At 52.3% G+C, this 21,693-nt stretch carries 15 protein-coding genes; 12 read left to right on the forward strand and 3 right to left on the reverse strand.

Annotated features, from left to right (window positions below; translation table 11 throughout):
• Positions 1-221: 221 nt before the first annotated feature.
• Entirely contained in the window at positions 222-746 is a 525-nt protein-coding gene (locus MKY59_RS12105) for a hypothetical protein (protein WP_236419470.1), read from the forward strand.
• Positions 747-826: 80 nt separating this feature from the next.
• On the opposite strand, the gene MKY59_RS12110 is transcribed toward MKY59_RS12105, so the two are convergent.
• On the reverse strand, positions 827-1,951 hold the full coding sequence (locus MKY59_RS12110) for a diguanylate cyclase (RefSeq protein ID WP_236419472.1): 1,125 nt from the start codon (positions 1,949-1,951) through the stop codon (positions 827-829).
• Positions 1,952-2,176: 225 nt separating this feature from the next.
• Between MKY59_RS12110 and MKY59_RS12115 the strand changes: the two genes are divergently transcribed.
• The 11 genes from MKY59_RS12115 (at position 2,177) to MKY59_RS12165 (ending at position 19,789) form a co-directional block, all read left to right on the forward strand.
• Complete coding sequence (locus MKY59_RS12115) at positions 2,177-8,890, forward strand: hypothetical protein (protein ID WP_339277804.1); 6,714 nt, start codon at positions 2,177-2,179, stop codon at positions 8,888-8,890.
• Entirely contained in the window at positions 8,887-10,578 is a 1,692-nt protein-coding gene (locus tag MKY59_RS12120) for a DUF11 domain-containing protein (protein WP_339277806.1), read from the forward strand. The genes MKY59_RS12115 and MKY59_RS12120 overlap by 4 nt, the downstream gene beginning before the upstream one ends.
• Positions 10,579-10,720: 142 nt before the next feature.
• On the forward strand, positions 10,721-10,987 hold the full coding sequence (locus MKY59_RS12125) for a YolD-like family protein (protein WP_236419478.1): 267 nt from the start codon (positions 10,721-10,723) through the stop codon (positions 10,985-10,987).
• Between the two features lie 117 nt (positions 10,988-11,104).
• Positions 11,105-11,224 (forward strand): YjcZ family sporulation protein, encoded by a 120-nt coding sequence (locus tag MKY59_RS12130; protein ID WP_236419480.1) that lies wholly within the window; start codon positions 11,105-11,107, stop codon positions 11,222-11,224.
• A 345-nt stretch (positions 11,225-11,569) separates the two neighbouring features.
• Positions 11,570-12,634 carry a LacI family DNA-binding transcriptional regulator gene (locus MKY59_RS12135; protein ID WP_236419482.1) on the forward strand — a complete coding sequence of 355 codons (1,065 nt, stop codon included), beginning with the start codon at positions 11,570-11,572 and terminating at the stop codon, positions 12,632-12,634.
• Between the two features lie 305 nt (positions 12,635-12,939).
• Complete coding sequence (locus MKY59_RS12140; RefSeq protein WP_339278374.1) at positions 12,940-13,857, forward strand: ABC transporter permease subunit; 918 nt, start codon at positions 12,940-12,942, stop codon at positions 13,855-13,857.
• Positions 13,858-13,884: 27 nt separating this feature from the next.
• Positions 13,885-14,796, forward strand: a complete 912-nt coding sequence (locus tag MKY59_RS12145) for a carbohydrate ABC transporter permease (protein WP_236419484.1) — start codon at positions 13,885-13,887, stop codon at positions 14,794-14,796.
• A gap of 72 nt (positions 14,797-14,868) precedes the next feature.
• Positions 14,869-16,443, forward strand: coding sequence for an ABC transporter substrate-binding protein (locus MKY59_RS12150; RefSeq protein ID WP_339277809.1), 1,575 nt, complete (start codon positions 14,869-14,871; stop codon positions 16,441-16,443).
• 521 nt (positions 16,444-16,964) lie between these two features.
• Positions 16,965-17,468: a ferritin gene (locus MKY59_RS12155; RefSeq protein WP_236419488.1), complete on the forward strand. Its 504-nt coding sequence runs from the start codon at positions 16,965-16,967 to the stop codon at positions 17,466-17,468.
• A gap of 608 nt (positions 17,469-18,076) precedes the next feature.
• Positions 18,077-18,814, forward strand: a complete 738-nt coding sequence (locus MKY59_RS12160) for a polysaccharide deacetylase family protein (RefSeq protein ID WP_236419490.1) — start codon at positions 18,077-18,079, stop codon at positions 18,812-18,814.
• A gap of 27 nt (positions 18,815-18,841) precedes the next feature.
• Entirely contained in the window at positions 18,842-19,789 is a 948-nt protein-coding gene (locus MKY59_RS12165; RefSeq protein ID WP_339277811.1) for a hypothetical protein, read from the forward strand.
• 89 nt (positions 19,790-19,878) lie between these two features.
• Here the strand turns inward: MKY59_RS12165 and MKY59_RS12170 are convergent, their stop codons facing one another.
• Together MKY59_RS12170 and MKY59_RS12175 are read right to left on the reverse strand one after the other, a co-directional pair.
• Entirely contained in the window at positions 19,879-20,478 is a 600-nt protein-coding gene (locus tag MKY59_RS12170; RefSeq protein WP_236419494.1) for a response regulator transcription factor, read from the reverse strand.
• Positions 20,475-21,623, reverse strand: a complete 1,149-nt coding sequence (locus MKY59_RS12175; protein WP_339278375.1) for a sensor histidine kinase — start codon at positions 21,621-21,623, stop codon at positions 20,475-20,477. The genes MKY59_RS12170 and MKY59_RS12175 overlap by 4 nt, the downstream gene beginning before the upstream one ends.
• Positions 21,624-21,693 lie beyond the last annotated feature (70 nt).

Raw genomic sequence — 21,693 nt, forward strand, 5'->3', positions numbered from 1 at the left:
TTGCACCTCCAAATCTGGTATGGGACATGTTCTCAGGGCAACCTGCTGAAGGATTGCATGGAAGGCAGGTTGCCTTCTATATTCATAACCAGGTGGGGCGATACAGAATCTTTTCCATGATCTGCATGGGGTGACCTTTACTTCGGATTTGCATGCGGAGGATCGAGCATAATAAAATCAGGGGAAGATGGAAATATGTTCAGCAAAGGAGGAAAGGGAACATGACAAGCACGTACAAGACGGTTCCTTTCGGTTATGAACCGCCCCCGGCCAGCCGGAAAGGCACGCTGGTGTTTTACGACTCGTTTGAACACATCACCGATGAACAGTTGGAGCGGGCCGCACAACTCGCCGAATCGCGTTCGTTCCAGCAGCTGGTGCTGTATCCGCTGCATGAAAGCACCGTTAAACGATGGAGCAAGGAAGAAGTGCGGCCGTATTACAAAAGGGAAGATCGGCTTCACGGCTGGAGAGTTGAGCATAATGACTCCAGCATCAAAGTGGAGGGCCTCGAAGGCAAGCGGAAAAAATATACGCCTATGGATACGGCATTGCGCCATCTGACGGATCTGTACCCTGCGCCGATCTTTTTGATATTAACCACAGACATGGCCAATCGTTTTGCGTCATTTGATTCATTTGAGGAATGGATCAAGCGGCTGCGCATCATCATCGACGGCTCTCCCGAAACGGTTCATCCGCGGCTGGAGCAGTTTCGGAACCGATGGGAATGGGCGGAACCATAATCGGGAAGAGATTCAAAACAAAAAGTTGTGCTGCACACCGTTATTACGGCGAGCATCACAACTTTTTTTGGTGAAAACATTTATGCGCTTTCCAGCGAAGTAACGGTTTTGTTCTTTCCCGTCCGCTTGGCGATGTAAAGGCAGGCATCAACCTCCTCGAACAGCTTGTCCTTGGTTAATTGATGATTATAGCTTTGCAGTCCGGCGCTAACTGTGACGTAAGCTCCTCCGAGTTCCGCGAGAACCATTCTGGCCACGCCCTTGCGGATTTTCTCGATGACCGCATAGGCCTGTTCGAACGATTGCTCGAACATCAGAACCGCAAATTCTTCGCCGCCGTACCGGGCAGCAATATCGCTGGAGGTGATTTGTTCCTGAATAACCAGCGATACCTTCTCCAAAATGATGTCGCCGACGCGATGGCCATATGTATCATTGATGGATTTGAAATTATCGATATCGATCAGTGCGAGATGAAGACTCATGCCATCGTTGGCATATTCATATGCTTTTTCGAAATAATCTTTGAAAGAACTTTGATTGTACAGCTTGGTCAATCCGTCCGTCTTGGATTGTTTGGCCATGATGGCATTTCTTACGATCAGTTCCTGCTTGGCGAGCATGCTTTGCCTGAGGTCTTCCAGCACCTCCATTTGACTGGTCACGATCAGTTGGGCCACGTAGGTGCCGATGATGAGGAAGGCAGGTATCGAAACCATGTCAAACGACGAGAGGTACGCTCTGTATCCCGGGTCGAACAACACGATAATGTATCCTGTCAATTGCATGAGAAAAGTTGTCCAGACTCGTTTCTTGCTCAGAAAAAGGACGGAGGAGAGGATCGGCAGCAAACAGATCGCCAAAATAATCCGAATGTCATAATTGACGCGAATAATGGTCCAGGCGACCACCGTGCCGGCGACAGTCATTGCGTAGAACGAAAAGGTTAGCGTTTTGAAACGCCGATTGACCCAGGCGGCCAGCAGATTGGATATACCACCCGCAAGGGTGGGCCATATCAGCACATTAAGGATGAAATCTTCGGGTGTGCGATCATAGACCATGAACAGATAACATGCTACCTGGATTACCGCATGGCTAATGACGACTACCCAGTAGGAACGCAACATCCTTTTGATCCAAATGGCATGTTTGAATTCGTACTCCGCGGGTATGCGGCTGTTACGCGTATTGGGTTTTCTCAATATATCACCGCTGACTGCATCATAATGATACGACAGAATGGACTCTCGTATAGAGTAATTATAAAGCACAACCGAAGAAACGCAAATGATTATATTTCTTCGTTCGAAGATCGATCAGGGAGACAATTCTCCACGTTCTCATAAAGGACAGACAAAAATCATGATTACCGTCATAACCTAAGATGTAGGCTCCAAGACATGATGATTCCAATTAGATGAAGGGGGGTGGATTCAATTCCTCTTATCGTCCGTTCAACAGTCAATGCAACAGGAGCGATTACATTTACGGGAAATACCCTTGGTCTAAGCCGGTCCGATACGGCTGCGGTTCCAGGTACCCAGGATAGCATCGGCGCGTTTACGACCGTGAATACCAGTTTAACCTATGGCACCTATCCGGCAGGCACGACAAGCCAGTACCAGAGCAACAGCTCTTCTGCAACCCTTGTCCTCCCCGCAGGCAGCACGGTGCTGTACGCCGAGCTCATCTGGGGCGGAAGTTACATTAACGGAACGATCAATCTTAGCGCATTCATCAACAACCCCGTCACCTTCACGACCCCTGCAGGCACAAACAGCGTCACTCCGGACCCAGCCACGTACAATCAGTTTGATCTTGGAAACGGCGCCTCCGGCTATGTGCGTTCCGCCAACGTAACGACGCTGGTTCAGAATGGCGGGGCGGGTACATATACGACAGGCGGGGTCGTAGGTACGATCGTCGTTGCAAACGATCCGACGGCCAACCATGCCGGCTGGACGCTTGGCGTCATTTACCAGAATCCGAATCTGCCCTTCCGCAACATGTCATTGCGAGCCGGGGGAGTACTGGTTCAATCCACTTCCGCACCTGTAGTAACGACCATTACCGGATTTGCAACGCCCATATCCGGGGCGTTGGGCGGAAGAGCCTTGTTTAGCGCACAGGAGGGGGATGCGAACCGAACGGGAGATCAGGCACTGTTCGGTCCGACATCGGCGACTTCCGTTGCTTTGTCAGGTCCTAATAACTTTGCCAACAACTTTTTCGCTTCTCAGATAAATGGGGATACGGGAGCTTTAAACACAACAGGAACGTTCGGAACGAGAAACCAAACCAATGGTGCGCCGGGCACCAATATCATCGGAGGCCGGCAGGGCTGGGACATTACGAATGTGGATGTGTCTGCCCGGCTGGTCAATAACCAGTCGACCGCAGTCCTGACGCTGACCACGTCCGGGGATGCTTACATCGTCAACGGTAACGCCATCCAAGTGGACATCAACGCACCGAGGATCACGCTTTCGAAATCTACGGCAGCGACGGGTGCGGCGGCCGGAGACAGCATACTGTACACCGTGACGGTCAACAACTCGGGAACGGCCAATGCGGCCAGCGTTGTTTTGTCGGATTCGCTTCCTTCCGGACTCACCTTTATCCCTGGAAGCGTTACTGTTGCGGGGGTATCTCGACCGACGTATGACATCAACGCGGGGGTTCCGCTCGGTTCCCTGAATCTGTCCGGCAGCATCGTAGTCACGTATCGCGCGCAAATTGCTTCGGATTCCAGCATCTTGCAGCTGGTGAACACCGCGAACGCGGCCTTCACGTTTCAGAGCGTTGCCGGGGGATCCATCATCACAGGGGTGATCCCGTCCAATGCCAATACGCTTACGGTGTATTCTCCTAACTTGGCGCTGATTAAATCAGCAAACACCACCAACGCAACGGTGGGAGACCAAGTCACTTATACCATCCAGGTCAACAATGCCGGGAATACGGCTGCAACGGTGACGCTGACCGACAATATTCCTAGCGGGAGCTCATACGTCGCGGGAAGTTTTCGCGTCAACGGGACGGTCGTCCCGGGAGCCAATCCCGCGACGGGCGTTAATATCGGCAGCGTTGCGGCCGGAACGACGAGCACGGTGACGTTTCAGGTTCTGGTCACTTCCCTTCCCGCACCGCCCACGCTTACGGATCGGGCAACGGCCGCTTATTCATTCACTACACCGGATAGCCGCGCCATAACAGGCTCCGTTTCTTCCAATACAATTACCATTCCAGTAGCGTTGCCGAATGTAACTGTGAGCAAAACGGCGACAGAGACCGATGTAGCGGTAGGAGAGACGTTTACGTATAACCTGAGCGTATCCAACGCCGGCATTCAGACCATCAACAATGCAATCCTGACGGACAGTCTACCTTCCGGCGCTGCGTTTGTTGCAGGCAGCGTCGTGGTGAGGGGGATTGCAGCTCCTTCGGCCAATCCAGGCAGCGGCATTTCGCTCGGAACCATTGCTGCCGGTGCTTCAGTCGCCGTTTCCTTTCAGGTTGCCGTACAATCGTTGCCTGCTTCGGGCTCGCTATCGAACCAGGCTTCGGTGTCCTATAGCTCTGGCGCGTTCTCCGGAATTTCAAATTCGAATACGGTAAGCACTCCGGTCTATCAGCCGGTCATCAATGTAGCCAAGTCTGCAAATGAAACAAATGCCACATTGGGCGATCAGATTCAGTATACCTTCGTTGTTACCAATAGGGGCAATATCGCAGCGCAAGTTACCGTGACGGATACGATTCCCTCCGGGACGTCGTTCATTACCGATTCGGTGACGGTCAACGGGACGGCCCGTCCGGGCAGTTCGCCGCTTACAGGAATATCTTTAGGGATCGTAAACCCGGGCTCGACGTTTACGGTTACTTTCCGGACGTCGCTTACGTCGATTCCCGAACCGCCGATCCTGCGCAACCAAGGGACGGCCGATTACACGTATCAACTCCCAAGCGGCAGAAATTTATCGGGCAGCGCCGTTTCCAACACCGTTGTCATTCCTGCTTCTGCGCCGAACGTTACGATTGCCAAAACGGTAAATGCCGCAGATGCCACTGTAGGTGATGCACTTACATATACGGTTAACGTTACGAATGCAGGCTCCGGCGCAGTCCAAAACGTCATCCTATCGGATGTGCTGTCAGAAGGCCTTCAGTTCATTTCGGGCACGGTGACCGTCAATGGGGCATCGGTAAGCGCCGCCAATCCGATATCCGGCATTACGCTAGGCACCTTGCCCCCTCCAGCCCAGACTACGGTAACGTATCAAGCCAGGGTTACGTCTGTGCCCGGTACGGGAAACGTAAGCAATCGCGCCAGCGCCGCGTTCACTTCGGGCAGTTTCAACGGTACGTCGTCGTCGGTCGTCGTCACCACGCCCGTGTATCAGCCTGTCATTACGTTGGCCAAGTCGGCGAGCACCACGAATCTGACCGTAGGAGATACGTTCAACTATGCGATCCAGGTCAGCAATACGGGGAACATCGCTGCCAACGTCACGTTGAATGATCCTGTTCCCGCCGGAGCGATCTTCAACACGAACAGCGTGATCATAAATGGCGTTCCGACACCCGGCGTCAGCCCGAACACGGGAATCCAGGTTGGAGCTGTTACGCCGGGAGCGAACGTAACGGTCACTTTCGTGGCAACGGTAACGAGCCTTCCGGCTGCTCGCCAGTTGGTGAATCAGGCTGCGGCAGGATTTAATTACACATTGCCGAGCGGCAGGACTGCTGCAGGAAACGCTATCTCCAATACAGTAACGACCCCTGTATCGTTGCCGGACGTATCGGTCCTCAAAAGCGTTAATGTGAGCAATGCGGTAACCGGTGACGTCATAACGTACACATCGGTGATTCGCAATAACGGAGCAGCGGGAATCGGCAGCGTTGTGCTTGCCGACCCACTGCCAGCGAATGCTACGTTCGTATCCGGGAGCGTCATTGTGAACGGGGTTTCAATCCCGCAATCCAATCCGTCCGCCGGCATTCCAATCGGTACGTTGGCCTCAGGAGCCACGGCTACCGTAACTTTCGAGGTGAGGATAACTATGCCCGTTCCTTCACAGATCAACAACCAATCGACGGTAAGTTTCACGTCCGGCGTATTTTCCGGAACGTCGTCGTCCAACACAACGACGACCCCGGTCATTCAACCCCAGATTTCGCTTGCCAAGACGGCAAACACGAACAACGCTACTGTTGGAGATACGGTTGTCTTCACGGTAAACGTCAGCAACAGCGGAAATTTGGCGGCCAATCTTACATTGACGGATGCTATTCCTTCCGTAACCACGTTTGTGCCCAACAGCGTCGTTGTGGCAGGGACGCCATTGCCAGGGGTATCGCCGGTAACCGGCATTCCTGTTGGAACGGTGGCGGCCGGCGCCACGGTGGTGGTGACCTTCGCTGTCGTGGTGGATTCGCTGCCTTCTCCGCAGCAGATCAGCAATCAGGCCACGTCCACGTATACATTCACCCCGCCGGACGGGCGGACGCTGACGGGTACGGCTACGTCCAACACGGTGACGTTCCCGGTATCGTCCCCGAACGTTGCCGTGGTGAAGAGTACGGCCTCGACGGCTGCCGCGATCGGCGACACGGTCACGTATTCCATCGTTGTGACGAACAGCGGCATCGCGCCGATCAACAACATTCAACTTTCCGACCCCGCCCCTGCAGGCTCGTCTTTTGTCGCAGGGTCCGTGACGGTCAACGGAACGCCTCAGCCTTCGGCGAATCCGATCGGCGGCATCGCACTTGGATCGCTGGCTCCGGGAGCTTCAACGACGGTTACCTTCAGCATCACGGTCGATGCCATTCCGCCGAACGGCCAGCTGAGCAACCGTTCTTCCGTGACGTTTACGTCAGGGGCCTTCTCGGGATCTGCCTTCTCGAATACGCTCATTACGCCAGTTTTCCAGCCGATTCTTACGGCGCAGAAACGTGCCAGCACAAACCATGCAACGGTAGGTGATACCGTCAGCTATACCATTACCGTAAACAATCAGGGGAACTTTCCAGGCACGATTACGGTAACGGATAATTTGCCGGCCGGCACAACGCTTGTACCCAACAGCGTCATCGTGAACGGCCAACCGCAGCCGGCAGCCGACCCAAGTACAGGCATTCCGGCAGGAAGCGTTGCCGCCGGAGCTGCGACGACCGTGACGTTTTCCGTCGTCATTGTTTCATTGCCAACGCCGCAGCAGCTGGTCAACCAAGCAAACGTAGCCTATTCGTTCACGCTGCCGGACGGAAGAACGTTGACGGGAAGCGTGCAGTCCAATACGTTAACCATTCCCGTATCGGCCCCTGACGTCGACGTCGTCAAATCGACGTCCTCCACGGCCGCATCTATCGGCGATACGGTCGCCTACACCGTCACTGTCACGAATAACGGGATCGCCGCCGTCAACAACGTGGTTTTTACCGATGCGCTTCCGCAAGGCACATCCCTCGTGCCCGGCAGTGTATTCGTCGATGGCGTTCAGCGTCCAGGCGCGAATCCCTCGACGGGAATTATCCTGAATTCCATTGCAGCTGGAGCCACCGTCACCGTTGCCTTTAGTGTTAACGTCAATGCGCTTCCGCCTACGGCAACCATCAGCAATCAGTCGTCGGTCAGCTTTACATCGGGTTCATTCTCCGCTACCGCGTTTTCCAATACGGTCACCACGCCGGTATACCAGCCTATCTTATCGGCAGCCAAAAGCGCGAATCAAACGCTCGCCACGGTGGGAGACACGATCGTTTATACGATCCTGATCTCCAATGCCGGGAATTATGGTGCTTCCGTTACATTGACCGATACCATTCCGGCGGGCACGGAACTGGTCCCGAACAGCGTCATCGTGAACGGGGCTCCCGTTCCCGGGGCCGATCCGGCATCGGGTATACCGCTTGGCACAGTAACCACCTCCGCTACCGTGACGTTCTCGGTAGTCATCGTCTCTTTGCCGTTAAACCAGCAGCTGGCAAACCAGGCGACGGCGACGTTTACGTATACGCTGCCGGATGGACGGACATTGGGCGGCACGATCTCGTCCAATACACTGCTCATCCCGGTGTCTGCACCGGATGTCGAGATTGTCAAAACGACGGCTTCTACGGATGCGGTGGTCGGGGACACGATTGTGTATCAAACGGTGGTCACGAACAGCGGCATCGAGAATGTGGATAATGTGGTGCTGACGGATCCGATCGATCCGTCCACCAGCTTTGTCGCCGGAAGCGTGCAGGTGGACGGAGTCCTGCGGCCTGAGGCCAATCCGGCCCTGGGTATCGCGCTTGGCACGATTGCTCCCGGCGCTTCGGTTACCGTATCTTATGCGGTCAGAGTTAATGCGCTTCCGACCCCGCCGCAAGTCAGCAGCCAGTCGGCAGTCAGCTTTACTTCCGGCGCGTTTTCGGGAACGGCGTATTCCAATACGGTGATCACGCCGATTTACCAGCCCATCGTTGCAGTAACTAAAACAGCCAACACCTCGAACGCCACCATCGGCGATACCATCGTATACTCGTTCACCATCACGAACACGGGCAATTTGCCTGTTCAGCTCACGTTAACCGACTCCATTCCGGACGGGGCCGTGCTGGTCCCGAACAGCGTTCTGGTCGACGGCGTTCCGCAGCCGGGAGCAGATCCGAATACGGGCATCGTCGTGGGTACCATTCCGGCAGGAGGTACGGTCAACGTCACCGTCACGCTTCAGGTTACGGTGGATACGCTGCCTCAGAACCAGCAGCTGACCAATCAGGCGGTAGCCAGCTACTCGTATAGTCCGCCGGATGGCCGTCAACTCACGGGTACGGTATCTTCCAACGTGCTTGTCATTCCGGTATCCGCTCCGAACGTGGTTGTCAGCAAAAGCACAAGCGCCGTAGACGCCGTCGTGGGGGATGTCATTACGTATACGATAACCGTAACGAACAGCGGAATCGAAGCCGTCAACAATGTGGTCATGGTCGATCCGATACCTGCGGGAGCGGTGTTCGTGGCAGGCAGCGTAACGGTGGACGGTACGCCTCGTCCGACAGGCAATCCGGACACCGGCATCACGCTCGGCACGATTCAGCCAGGCGCATCCGTAACGGTTACCTTCCAGGTCCGGGTTGTTGTCATATGAGTCCGGAATCCAGATCGTTGTCCTTTAATCTGCAGAACCGCTCGCTCGTTCGTTTCAACACGGATGTGGACGATCCGGAGCAAATTTCGTATTCCAATACCGTGGTTACGCCTTGGATCGGTCCCAAATTGATGATCCGCAAACGGTGCAACTTGTTCAAGGCTGCTCTAGGTCAAACGTTGATCTATGACATCGAGATCGAGAACGAAGGTAATCTTGATGCGAGGGTGCGGGTCATTGACCCGCTGGCCCCGGGTATCGCGTTCTTTCCCAATTCGGTATTGCGGGACGGGGTGCCGCTTCCCGGCGCGTCGCCGGCGGAAGGACTTCCATGGTTGGAGATCGCTGCAGGAGCGCTGCTGCGGCTCCATTTCCAGGCGATCATTGTGGCTGTTCCCCCCGACTTGAAGCTGGTTAACCAGGCACAGGTGCAGTATGTCTTTTTGACGCCGGAGGGCAGGGAAGGCACGGGGGAGGAATACTCCAACACCGTCGAGGTCATGTTGGTTTCGGCAAAATTGCTGGTTGCGCTGCAGGTGGACCGCGCCCAAACATTTGTCGGCGATATCGTGAAGTACAGTGTTTCGGTGCGAAATCCCGGATTTGTAGCCGCACAGCAGGCAAGGGCAATCGTTTCGTTGGCGCAAGGATTGTCTTTCATTCCGGGGAGTGTCGTGATTGATGACATGTTCGCGCCCGAGGTGACACCTGATGGCGGGATCGATCTCGGGGAAGTGCTGCCCGAGGCCGCCGTCATCATTCAATTCCGCGTGCAGGTTACCGGGGCCGGAACGGATGGGAAACTTAGTGCGCAAGCCATCCTTCACTATGCATCGGGTGGGGAAGCGGAAGCTTCGGATTCCAATGTGGCAGTGCTGCAGGTCGTGAACCCTCACATTTCGTTCAGCAAAAAGGCAACGCCGGCAATTGCCACCTTCGGGAGCAAAGTCCAATATGAGTTGATTGTATCCAATGAAGCTTCGCTCGCCGTAGATGCCTTTATCACCGACGCGCTTCCGCCCGGCATGATTTATGCGGAGGGAAGCACTCGCTTAAATGGCGTGAGACGTCCAGGGCTCGACCCGGGAAGAGGCATACATCTGGGCACGCTCACCGCCCGTTCCAACGTGCATGTGGAATTCGAGGCACGGATTGCGGCTGAGCGTCAAAATCCGATTCCGTTCGAGCTGAGCAATCAGGCTCGATTGAATTATACGTTTCGTTTGCCCGATTCCCGTTCCGTTCGCCGGCTGCTAACCTCCAACGAAGCCGTGGTTGAGCTGAAGGGACCGATCATTGGCGTTCATGTGGACGTAGTGCCTGATTTGGTTGAACTGGGAGGAATCGTAACCTTCCATGTAGGTGTGGCTAACCGAGGCAATGTGGCTGCCCGCGTGCAATTGTTCGACTTTCTTCCGCCGGAATCGACCTGGCGCCTTGAACTTGGTCCTAACGAAGGAGGCGGTCCACCCAAACATGTTGCGCCCAAATTTCTGCATGTGGGCGAAGTGCAGCCGGGTTCCGAACGACGCATCAGCTACAAAGTCCAGATGTCTGCCCGTACGCAGCCGGGCTTGGTGCAGGGCGTGCTGCTCGGAGCCTACACCTACGAATGGAACGGGGAGCGGCATGCAGGAGAGGAAACGTCCAATGCGTATTCCATACAGATCGAAGACATGGATGAGTAATCGGTAGGTTTGCATGGGAAATTTGGGAAAAAGTTCATCGCAGCATTACAAGAATCGGGAATGAATGGTATACTTGTACCATATGTCCTCGGCATGTCATTGCAGATCGGGACGTCTGAATAGCTCTAGAGGAGGCTGCATATTGGCAAAAGCAAAAGTGGCAAAAAGACCTACCCGCGATGAATTCGAACTTGAGGAACTGGGCAATCAACTGGTGGAAGCCTTTCGTGAACGGTCGGTCGTGGTGTTAACGGTGTGGGGAAAGGAAGAACAGCTGCAGGGCGTCATCGTTAAACTGGACTCGCGCACAAGGCTCGTGCATGTGGAAGACTTGGAAGAAGAGTTCATGCCGAAGGTGGCCAAAGTCCCTTTCCTTGACATCATGCGTGTGGACTATCCACGGTATTGAAACGACATTTATTTGAACGAATTCCAAACATCTTTTGAACAAATAGGGCATCCGCCCTGTCAACGGTATCTCTCCTGCATATGATAACCCATACCTGTTGCAGAGGAGGTACGTTGAATGAGCGAAGTATTGAGCGGAGACACAAGAGGCTACGGCTATGGTGGTTTCACTTCCGTCGGAGCGATTCTGGTTCTTTTCATCCTGCTGGTCATCATCACCAAAGCGTTCTTGGTATAACGGCCTGTAAACGTAGATGAGGAAGCTGTTACGCCTTGCCGAATTTGTCGAATAAAGCATTAAGGAAAGCGGTGTTCGGGAGAAATGTCCCGGCATCGCTTTTTCTCGTTCACAATAAGCAGAATAGGGTAGAATTTACGAACGAATAGTCTTTTTTTGTTATAATATGGTATGGGAGCGCGAGAAAGGAGATATCACCGCAGATGGACGATTCATTGAAAATGCACATTGCGCCCCGCAAAATGAAAGCGTATAATAACTCACAATCTCAGCATTGAAAGCCGTTACATAACCCTGTTGAAGACGTCGTCATGCAGGGAATCCATGAAGGAATGAGGAGTACGAATGCGGCCGGTTACTGTATACGATATTGCAAGAGAAGCCAACGTTTCTGTTGCCACGGTGTCCCGGGTGCTGAACAATACCGCTCCCGTCAAGAAGGAGACGCGCGAAAAAATCGACGCGTTGATCCGAAAACACCAGTTTCAGCCCAATGCGCTGGCACGCAGCCTGCTCCGAAAGGAAACGGGAACGATCGGGTTTATCCTGCCGGACATTACGAACCCTTTTTTTCCGGAAGTCCTGGCGGGATTTGATCGGGAAGCAGGCAAGATGGGGTACACGTTCTTTTTGTGCGATACGATGTCCTCGGATCGGGAAAGTCATTTGCAATACGAACGCGAGTCACGATACCTTAATCTGCTGATGGAAAAACAGGTCGACGGCATTGTCATCATTGGAGGACGGGTGGACCTGGCGAAGCCGGGCCAGACCCTCGTCGACGAAATCCAGGAGGCGGCCAAGCGGGTTCCGGTATTGCTGTTGAACGGCTCGCTTCCCAAAACCAAACTTCCACGGGTGGCCGTAGACCAGAAACGGGGCATGGAGCTGGCCGTTCAGCATTTGATCGACCTGGGGCACAAGGATATTGCCTTGATCGGCGGTTTTGAACAGATGAGCAATACCCAGCAGCGGCTCCAAGGATTTCGTTCAGCGATGAAGCAGGCCAATCTTCACATCCGGAAGGAGTGGATTCTGGTCGGCGGATTTTCGGTCGAACGCGGTCTGGAATTAACCCAAAGGCTGCTGCAGAGGGCCGAGCGTCCCACGGCCATTGTCTGCTTGAATGACCTGATCGCCATCGGGGCGCTCAAAGCCGCACACCAGCAAGGAATCGCCGTTCCTCACGAGCTGTCGATCGTGGGGTATGACGACATTCCGCTTGCTTCGTACAGCATCCCTGAATTGACGTCGGTTTCACTGCGTTCCCAAGAGCTGGGGCGCCAAGCTGCGCATACGCTTGACCGCCTGATTTCGGGCAAAAAGGTGCCGCAGCTGCAGACGATCCTGCCAGAGCTCATAGTCAGGCAATCGACCGCACCATTTACAGGAGCGGGAAATAAAACTTGAATAAAAGTGATTGACAACGGACGCGTGAGGGCTTATTCTCATTTCAAGAAAGCCCTTACATTTTTGGCCTCGAGTGAAACCCGTTTCATAAATGGGTGTGGTTTTGGACGAAATCCGGCAGAGGTTACCTCATTCACTCATTCATTTCCAACGCTGCGCAGACCGAATGATCTTCCTGTTGGCATTGTTGATCCGCCCATTCATGAAATCGGTTTCATTTGTGGTTGCCGTGCAATTACAGAAGGAGGGGAATGCGATTGTCCACAGTATCGGAAAGGGAAATAGGGGTTAGCCGGGAAAGCGTAATGCAGCGACGTTGGAAAAAATGGAGAAACAACCGGACGCTGCTGATCATGTGTTTGCCGGCGATTGTCTTTTTTATCATTTTTGCTTACTTCCCCATGCCGGGCATTTACTTGGCATTCGTCAAGTACAACTACACCGACGGCATCTTCAAGAGCCCGTTTGTCGGCTTGGAAAACTTTCGCTTCCTGGTGATGACCGGAGACCTCTGGCGATTAACGTTCAACACGATCGCGTACAATCTGGCATTTATCCTGCTCGGAAACGTGCTTCAAATTTTTTTGGCGGTCCTGCTCAATGAACTCCGTTCAAAGTGGTTCAAAAAAGTTTCCCAAACGATCATGTTTCTGCCCCATTTCGTGTCTGCCGTATTGATCGGCCTCATCGCGTACAACATTCTGAGTTATGACTATGGTCTGCTGAACTCCTTGCTTCGCACGCTTGGTTTCGAACCGTTCAAAGCATATTCAAGCCCTGAAGCCTGGCCGTTCATCATCGTACTGACGTATCTCTGGCAATCGACGGGTTATGGTTCCATCGTATACTTCGCGGCGATCATGGGACTTGACAACGAAATTGTGGAGGCTGCCGAAATCGATGGCGCCAACGCTTTCCAACGCATTCGATACATCATCCTTCCTTGGTTAAAACCAACATTCATCATTCTGCTGCTGTTCTCGCTTGGAGGTATCCTAAAAGGCAACTTCGGCCTGATCTATAACTTGGTCGGCGCGAACAACACCGCGCTGTACGCAACGACGGACATCATCGAAACCTACGTATTCCGTTCACTCATGACCAACTTTAACTTCTCGATGGGCAGCGCGGTCAGCCTGTACCAGTCGTTGTTTGGATTCTTCATCGTCCTGGGCGCCAATTGGCTGGTCAAGAAGCTGTCCCCGGAAAATTCCTTGTTTTAAATCGATGGGAGAGAGGAGCGTTGTTTCATGGATGAACAGTTCGAGCATGATCGCCTGCGGTCGGATCGCAGCAGTATCTTCCTTCGTTGGTTCAGCTATATTTTCATCGGAGCGTTTGCCCTGTTATGTCTGTTTCCGTTTTTGCTGGTCATAGGGACGTCCTTCACTTCCGAGAATGCGATTAAACAATTCGGGTTTAACATCTGGCCGAAAGAATTCAGCCTGTTTGCCTACAAAATCATTTTTGAGAACCCTAATTTGATTATCGGCTCTTATCTGGTCACGATCGGAATTACGGTGGTCGGTACGGTGATCGGTCTGCTGATTGTATCCATGACGGGATACGCGCTTCAGCGTCCGGATTTTCAATACCGCAACAAAATTTCGTTTTTTATTTACTTCACGACCCTGTTCTCCGGCGGATTGGTTCCGTTCTACCTGCTTATCACCCAATACCTGCATCTAAAGGATAATTATCTTGCCGTGCTTCTTCCCGGCTTGCTCAGCCCGTTCCTGATCATTATGATGAAAAGTTTCGTGCGTTCCATTCCCCATGCCATCACGGAATCTGCGAAAATCGACGGGGCCGGCGATTTCACCATTTTCGTCAAATTGATCCTGCCCATGGCCACGCCTGCGCTTGCCACCATCGGATTGTTCATTGCGCTCGGCTACTGGAACGAATGGTACAATTCGATGCTGTTCCTGTCGGCGGACATGAAATACCGTCCATTGCAGCTTTTCCTGTACAACGTGGTCACAAGCGCCGATTTTGTACGCAACTCCGCAGCGGCCTCCAACGTGCAGCTTCGCGACGTTCCGCTCGAATCGATGAAAATGGCCGTAGCCGTCGTGGCGACGGGACCGGTCATCCTGTTTTATCCTTTCGTTCAACGCTACTTTATTAAAGGCATTACAGTGGGAGCGGTGAAAGGCTGATGCATCGCAGCCGGCAGTCGCCTTGCTTATGCATAGGATTTTCAGGTCATCCATAATAAAGGGGGAGTTCAAATGGGTAAATTCAAAACGTTATTATCCTTCCTCATGGTTGCGGTGCTTTGCCTTCTGGCCGCGTGCGGAAGCAGCGGAACAAGCGACGGCGGGGGCGAGGGGGCTTCAGGTGGAGCCAAAACGTATAACGGGATCGATGTCTCCAAATTTGTGAAGATCAGTTATGTCGTTTTGGGCGATAAGCCGAAGAACGATCAGTTCGACAAGGTGCTCGCCGAAGTCAACAAACTCATGAAAGAGAAGATCAACGCCGAGCTGGAGTGGAAATGGGTGGAGTGGGCAGACTGGCAAACCAAATACAATCTGCTGCTCGCATCCGGCGAACCGGTTGACCTGATTACGATCGGCACAGACTGGCTGGATACATGGGCCAACGCGCAGCGCGGAGCCTTCATGAACCTGGACGAACTGCTGCCGACCTATGCGCCGATCACATGGAAAGAAGTAACTGAAGACCATTGGAACGAAAGCAAATATAACGGCAATATCGTGCTGATTCCGGAAGACCAGTACACGCAATGGGTTAACCATGGCTTTTTCTATCGCGGAGACTGGGCGAAGGAAGCAGGGTTGACGGAACCGATCAAAAACTGGGAAGAAATCGGCCAGTATCTGCAATACATCAAAGACAACAAACCTGATGTCATCCCTTGGGATATGGCTTCCGGCGCAATGACATGGGGCGGTTATGTCCAATCCTACACGGATAATCTGGAGCTTCCGATCTCGACGGGTTACATGCCGGTATTTACGGCCAAATCGGATGCCGAGAAATACACGGTAGCCGAGCCGGTATTCGACGATACGTTCCTGAATTATGCCAAACTGATGAAAGATTGGGCAGATCGCGGCTTCTGGCGCGAAGACGCGCTCAACAACAAAAACAACAACCGCGATGCGCTAAAAGCAGGGCTGTCCGGACTAGACCAGCATCATACCCAAACCTTCTCCGGCCTGCGCGTAGACATGGATAAAGCACAACCGGGTTCCGAGCTGCAAATGTTCCCCTTCAACCGTACGCGCGGCACCAACCTGATGGAGCTGTCGATCACCCATGGCGGTACGTCGGTCGGTTCCCACAGCAAAAATCCGGAACGAGCGCTGATGGCGTATGACCTTATTCGCAACGATGAGCAAATCTATCACCTGATCAACTACGGCATCGAAGGCGTGCAATATGAAATCAAGGACGGAAAACGAACTCGGCCGGAAGGCTATGACGAGACCCGCGACAATTTCTACTCCGACTTCTGGGGAGGACGGGTCGACAAATTCGAGATTCCAAGCGATACGACTTGGGATCAAATCGATACATTATACGACGAATACGACAAAATCAAAATTGCGTATCCGTATGGACAATTCGTATTTGACAAAACGCCGGTGGAAAGCGAATTGACGGCGATTTCACAGGTTGCAGGCGAGCTTGGACCGGCGATCAACTTCGGTAAAGTCACCGACCCCGAGCAGGCCGTGAACGAATTCCGCGAAAAGCTGAAGCTGGCGGGGTATGACAAGGTCAAAGCCGAGCTGCAAAAACAACTGGATGCCTACAAGGAAAAAATGGCGAAATAAGCATGCATGAAGCACTCATAACGATTTCTTCAGCCTAACAGCGATCGGAAGATGGTACTGCACTCGTAGTGGCCTTGTGTGATTTAATATTATGGCTTATATAAACCGCAAAAAACATACACACGTTAACGGAGAGGCAGAACCAATCTGGAGAAGCGAAGCGTTCGCCTTTATCACCGGATTTCCCCCTTAGAAAAGGGGATTCAAAAAATCTGGGGATAACAGCGATCGGAAGATGGTACTGCACACGTAGTGGTCTTGTGTGATTGATTAATGCGGTTTCTACAGATAACCAGAGAAACGGTTCCCGGGGAATATGGAAGACTTGTCTTTCATGCCGCAAGGAAACCGTTTCTTTTGCTTTTGAAGGGCATGATTATTTATGCGGTTGCCCAATTGCCCAATATATGAATCCACGGTCATTCTCCATTGGCGAAATCCATATATAATCCATGTCCGCATGACAGCCGATATGATATGATGTAGCTATTATTACAGAAAGCATGAGGTGTATCTACAAAATGAGCAAAGAGTTGACGGATACTTTGATTGAGCAGATGAACTTTGAGTTTTATTCGGCCCATGTGTACATGGCGATGGCGGCTTATTGTTCCGGCGAAAGCCTGGACGGGTTTGCTAACTTTTTCCTCGTGCAAGCAGAGGAAGAACGTTTCCATGGCATGAAAATCTATAAATTCCTGAACGATCGCGGGCATCGTGCCACGTTTGCCGCACTGCCCGAACCGAAAAACGAGTATGCTTCCATGCTCGACGTGTTCGAACACGGTTATGCGCATGAGCAGCAAAATACGAAAAGATTTTACCACCTTGCCGATCTGGCGCTGAACGAGCGCGAGCATGCCACGATGTATTTCCTGAAATGGTTCATCGATGAGCAGGTGGAGGAAGAGGCATTGTTCGACAACATCATTCAAAAACTGCGCCGCATCGAAAAAGACAGCAACGCATTTTACATGCTCGACGCGGAGTTTGCGCAGCGTTCGTTCACTGCGCCTGCCGAGTAATTTCGCGCCTGTAGACGAAAGGAGCGAAGCGATCTTTTCCTTTGATATGGAATCGGGTCGCATAATAGATAAACCGCAAAAAATACACACGTTAACGGAGAGGCAGAACCAATCTGGAGAAGCGAAGCGTTCGCCTTTATCACCGGATTTTTCCTTTGAAAAAGGGAATTAGAATAAATCCGGGGATAACAGCGATTGGAAGATGGTACTGCACTCACAGTGCCTCGTGTGATTGTTTAGTGCGGTTTATATAGATACATATGTAAGCAGTGATTCGAACCTTTCCTTTGGATGAACATGAAGCCTGCCTCGTGCAGGCTTTTTTCGTTGCGTGCGTAAATCCTATCTCGTAAATCTATCAAAGGACGTCAAACGGGTTAATAAGGATTATGTCAAAATTGATTTATCCTCAGTGGATGTACTTTCGGACAAAATCTATCAAAATCGTTTTATTTTCAGTGCTATTCTGACAAAAGTGTAACTCGAACGTAGCCTTTGAAGCTAGAATGTGGAAAATTCGATTTGCTAGAATTAGGATTATCGCCGAAGGATGCATGACGTGAATTGCAGACAGCTGGGGAAATACACCAACAAGGGAGCTTTATTCTATGCAACAAATCCGCAAATCTTTGATGATCACACTCGCTATTATACTGATGATTCCATTGCTTCTGCCGCAGTCGGTTTCGGCCAAAGCCGCATCCAGCACCAAGCAAGCGAAGACCGGTGCCAAAGTCATCTATCTGACATTCGATGATGGACCGACGGCTCATACAGGCCAATTGCTGGACATTCTGGACAAATACAAGGCAAAAGCAACCTTTTTCATGCTTGGACCTGAGATGGAGAAATTCCCTAAAGCAACCAAACGCATCGTTGCGGACGGACACGGATTGGGACTTCACGGCGTGACACATGTTCCTGGCAAGTTCTACCTTTCCGCCTACAGCGGTCTGAAAGAAATGCAGCAGGCGAACAACAGCCTGAATAAAGTGGCTGGCGTCAAAACAACTCTGATTCGAACGCCTTATGGCAGCAAACCTTATTTGAAATCGACTTATCGGGATGTATTGCTGGGTCAGGGCGGGTTCCATTTGTGGGACTGGAATGTGGACTCCGAAGACTGGAAATACAAAAAAGATCACCAAAAAGTGTATAACAGCGTCATGAAGCAAATTCATACCGTGCAAAAAAGCGGCAGAACGCCGGTTGTCCTGATGCATGATCAGGAAGCCACGTTGAAAGTGCTGCCGATGGTATTGAAATCGCTCAAGGCGGAAGGATACAAGTTCGAAATTTTAACCAAACAGGTAGAGCCGGTCAATTTCTGGAATGACAAACGTTAAACGACCAACATCAAGGAGGACGACAACATGAAAAAACAAAAGGTATGGGTAACCATCCCGGTCACAACGGCGGTTCTTCTCGCTCTCGCCGGTTGCGGCGGACAGGATACGAAGCCCGCCGAAGCCAACTCGTCCTCATCTGCTGCGGCAGGACAACAAACATCCGAATCGTCAGCCAATCCATCCGGCAGCTCGGATTCCGGTGCGAAGGATGCCGCGTCGACAAACACAACAGACACTGCGGGAACAGTGGTTTCGTCAGACAGTGCCAATACCGGAAAAGGAGAGAGCGGCAGCGCGGGACAATCCGGCGGGAATGCATCGTCTTCCTCCGAGTCAAGCCAATCGAAGGTGATCAAGGAAGTGCGCAGCCAGTTGAAGCTGAACGGTGCGCTGCTGCCGACTTCTTTCCCGCTCGACAAAGGAAAAACCTTGGCGGCTTCGATCGATTCCAATACGTCAAATGCCTTCCAAGTCACGTTCTATGCCGTGGATCAGCCGGTGGCCCTGAACGATTCGTCCCTGACAAAATCGGGCAGCAAGGCGGCTGTCATCGCAACGTTTGAGGTAAACACATACAAAGATCCGAATAGCACGGATATCTTCCCGGATGAGGAAACGGGTAATGTGCCGGACGACATGAAAGTGGATTTGGGGCACAGCATTCAAGGCGTTGCCGAAGGCGCGGCCGGATCACAATATTTGACCTGGAATGAGGGCAGATGGACGCTGCGCATCCAGTCGATCTCCGAGGATCAAATGAACAACCCGGGCATTGCGAAAAAAATGGTGGGATTTTTGGAAACGCACAAGCTGCCTGCTCCCAAAGACAAAGGTTTTGTAGACGTACACTATCCAAGCGGAGGCAAGTCCGTAAATGTCGCCATCTCCTGGCAAGCGGGCAAACAGATCTATCAGCTCAAAACCAGTCAGGTGCCGAACGAAGCGCTTGGCATGGTAGCGTCCGTTAAATAGACTTGAGTCGAGTTTCTATGACAGTCGGGTCGCAACGAAAAAGCTTGGCCGGAACATAAACCCCGGCCAAGCTTTTTTTTGGAATTGTATTATTTGAACCAGCCTTTTTCCTTCGAGCGCGTGATGGCTTCGATGCGATTGCTTGCACCAAGCTTACCCAGAATGATGGAGATATAGTTGCGAACCGTGCCTGTCGTAATGAACAAGTGGCCCGCAATTTCCTTGGTGTTTTTGCCGTCGGCCATCAAACCGAGTACGGCATGCTCGCGTTCGGTTAAAGGGTTTTCCTCAACATAGGCTTCGTCTACCAGATCCGGGGCAAAAATGCGCCTGCCGTTCATGACCTGGCGGATCGATTCGGCAAGTTCTTCGATCGGACTGTCCTTCAGCAGGTATCCGCGCACGCCGCCCTTCAGGGCGCGTTCGAAATAACCGGTTCGGGCAAACGTGGTCAGAATGATCACCTTGCAGCTCATGCCTTTCAGTTCCTCCGCAGCTTCAAGGCCGCTTTTCACGGGCATTTCGATGTCCATCAGGCAAATGTCGGGAGCATGCTCGCGAACAAGCTCGAGCGCTTCTTGTCCATTGCTTGCTTGTCCGACGACCTGCATGTCATGTTCAAGATTGAGCAGGGAGGACAGGGCGCCAAGCATCATGCGTTGGTCCTCGGCGACGACGATTCGTATCATGTTTCTTCCTCCTTCATCGGTTTGCGCGTCAGTTTCGGGACGCGGATCACGAGTGTGGTCCCGTCCTGATCCGCACCGGATTGAATATCCAGGCAGCCGTTGACGAATTCAAGCCGTTCCTTCATGCCGAGAATGCCCGTGCCTCTGCGGTCCTTGCTCATGGTTTGTTCGATGCCGACACCATTGTCCTGCACGCTGAGCAGGTTATCCGACGGCGTTTCGTCAAGCCGGATGCGGCAAACGGTGGCCTGGCTATGTTTGACGACATTGGTTACGGCCTCTTTGAGGCACATGCCCATGACGTTTTCGTTGAGTTGAGACGTATCCTGCAATTTGGGATTCCCTTCAAACACATACGTGATCGAAGCGGCTCTCAATATTTGTTCGGCACGATGCAGCTCATCGACCAGCTGTGTGCCCCGCATCGTGGTAACCATCTCGCGCACTTCCTTGAGTGCGGTCGTCGCGGTTTGTCTCAGGTCGTTCAGCTCCGATTCGGCCTGATCGGGATTGATGCGCAGCAGTCGTTTGGCCAGATCGGTTTTCAGGCCGATCAGGGACAGCTTTTGACCAAGCGTGTCGTGCAGATCCCTCGCGATGCGCTGCCGCTCTTCCATTTTCACCAGCTCATCCAGCCGTTTATTGGCGCTCTCCAGTTGATCTTCGAGCTGTTCGCGCTTGTTTTTGTTATACATGTTGATGGGCAGCAGGATGGAGGCCACGAGACTGATAAAGACGAACGGCAGCTGGCTGAGCAGCAGAGTGCTGCGGTTGATAACCGCATAGTTCACCGTCATGAACATGGTCACGAGATGAATCAAATAGAGGGAAATAAAGCCGGCCCTGTTTTTGATCGATCCGATAAAAAAGGCCAGAAACAGCGAGAAATACGCATAATCGTAAACAATGGTCATCGTGATGGAGATGGCAATCAGCAGTCCGATCCACATGTAAACCTGCCATCCCCGAGTGATGGAGGCCAGCAGATAACAGGCAAAGAAAACCAGAATCATCACAATGCCCGTAATCATCGTCCATAGCTCGGAATATTGCGATATATAATAGAAGGGTAGGATAAAAAAGACAAGCCAGACGTACGGGTTCAAGCCGGTGTTTTTATAAAAAAGCTGCGTCCACTTCTGAATGAAACTCTCCTCCTCGAAACGTTAAACTGCATCAAACGCAACCGAACTTAGCCTGACTGTAGCATGACTC

It is taken from the genome of Paenibacillus sp. FSL W8-0426, assembly GCF_037969725.1.
Lineage (GTDB): Bacteria > Bacillota > Bacilli > Paenibacillales > Paenibacillaceae > Paenibacillus > Paenibacillus hubeiensis.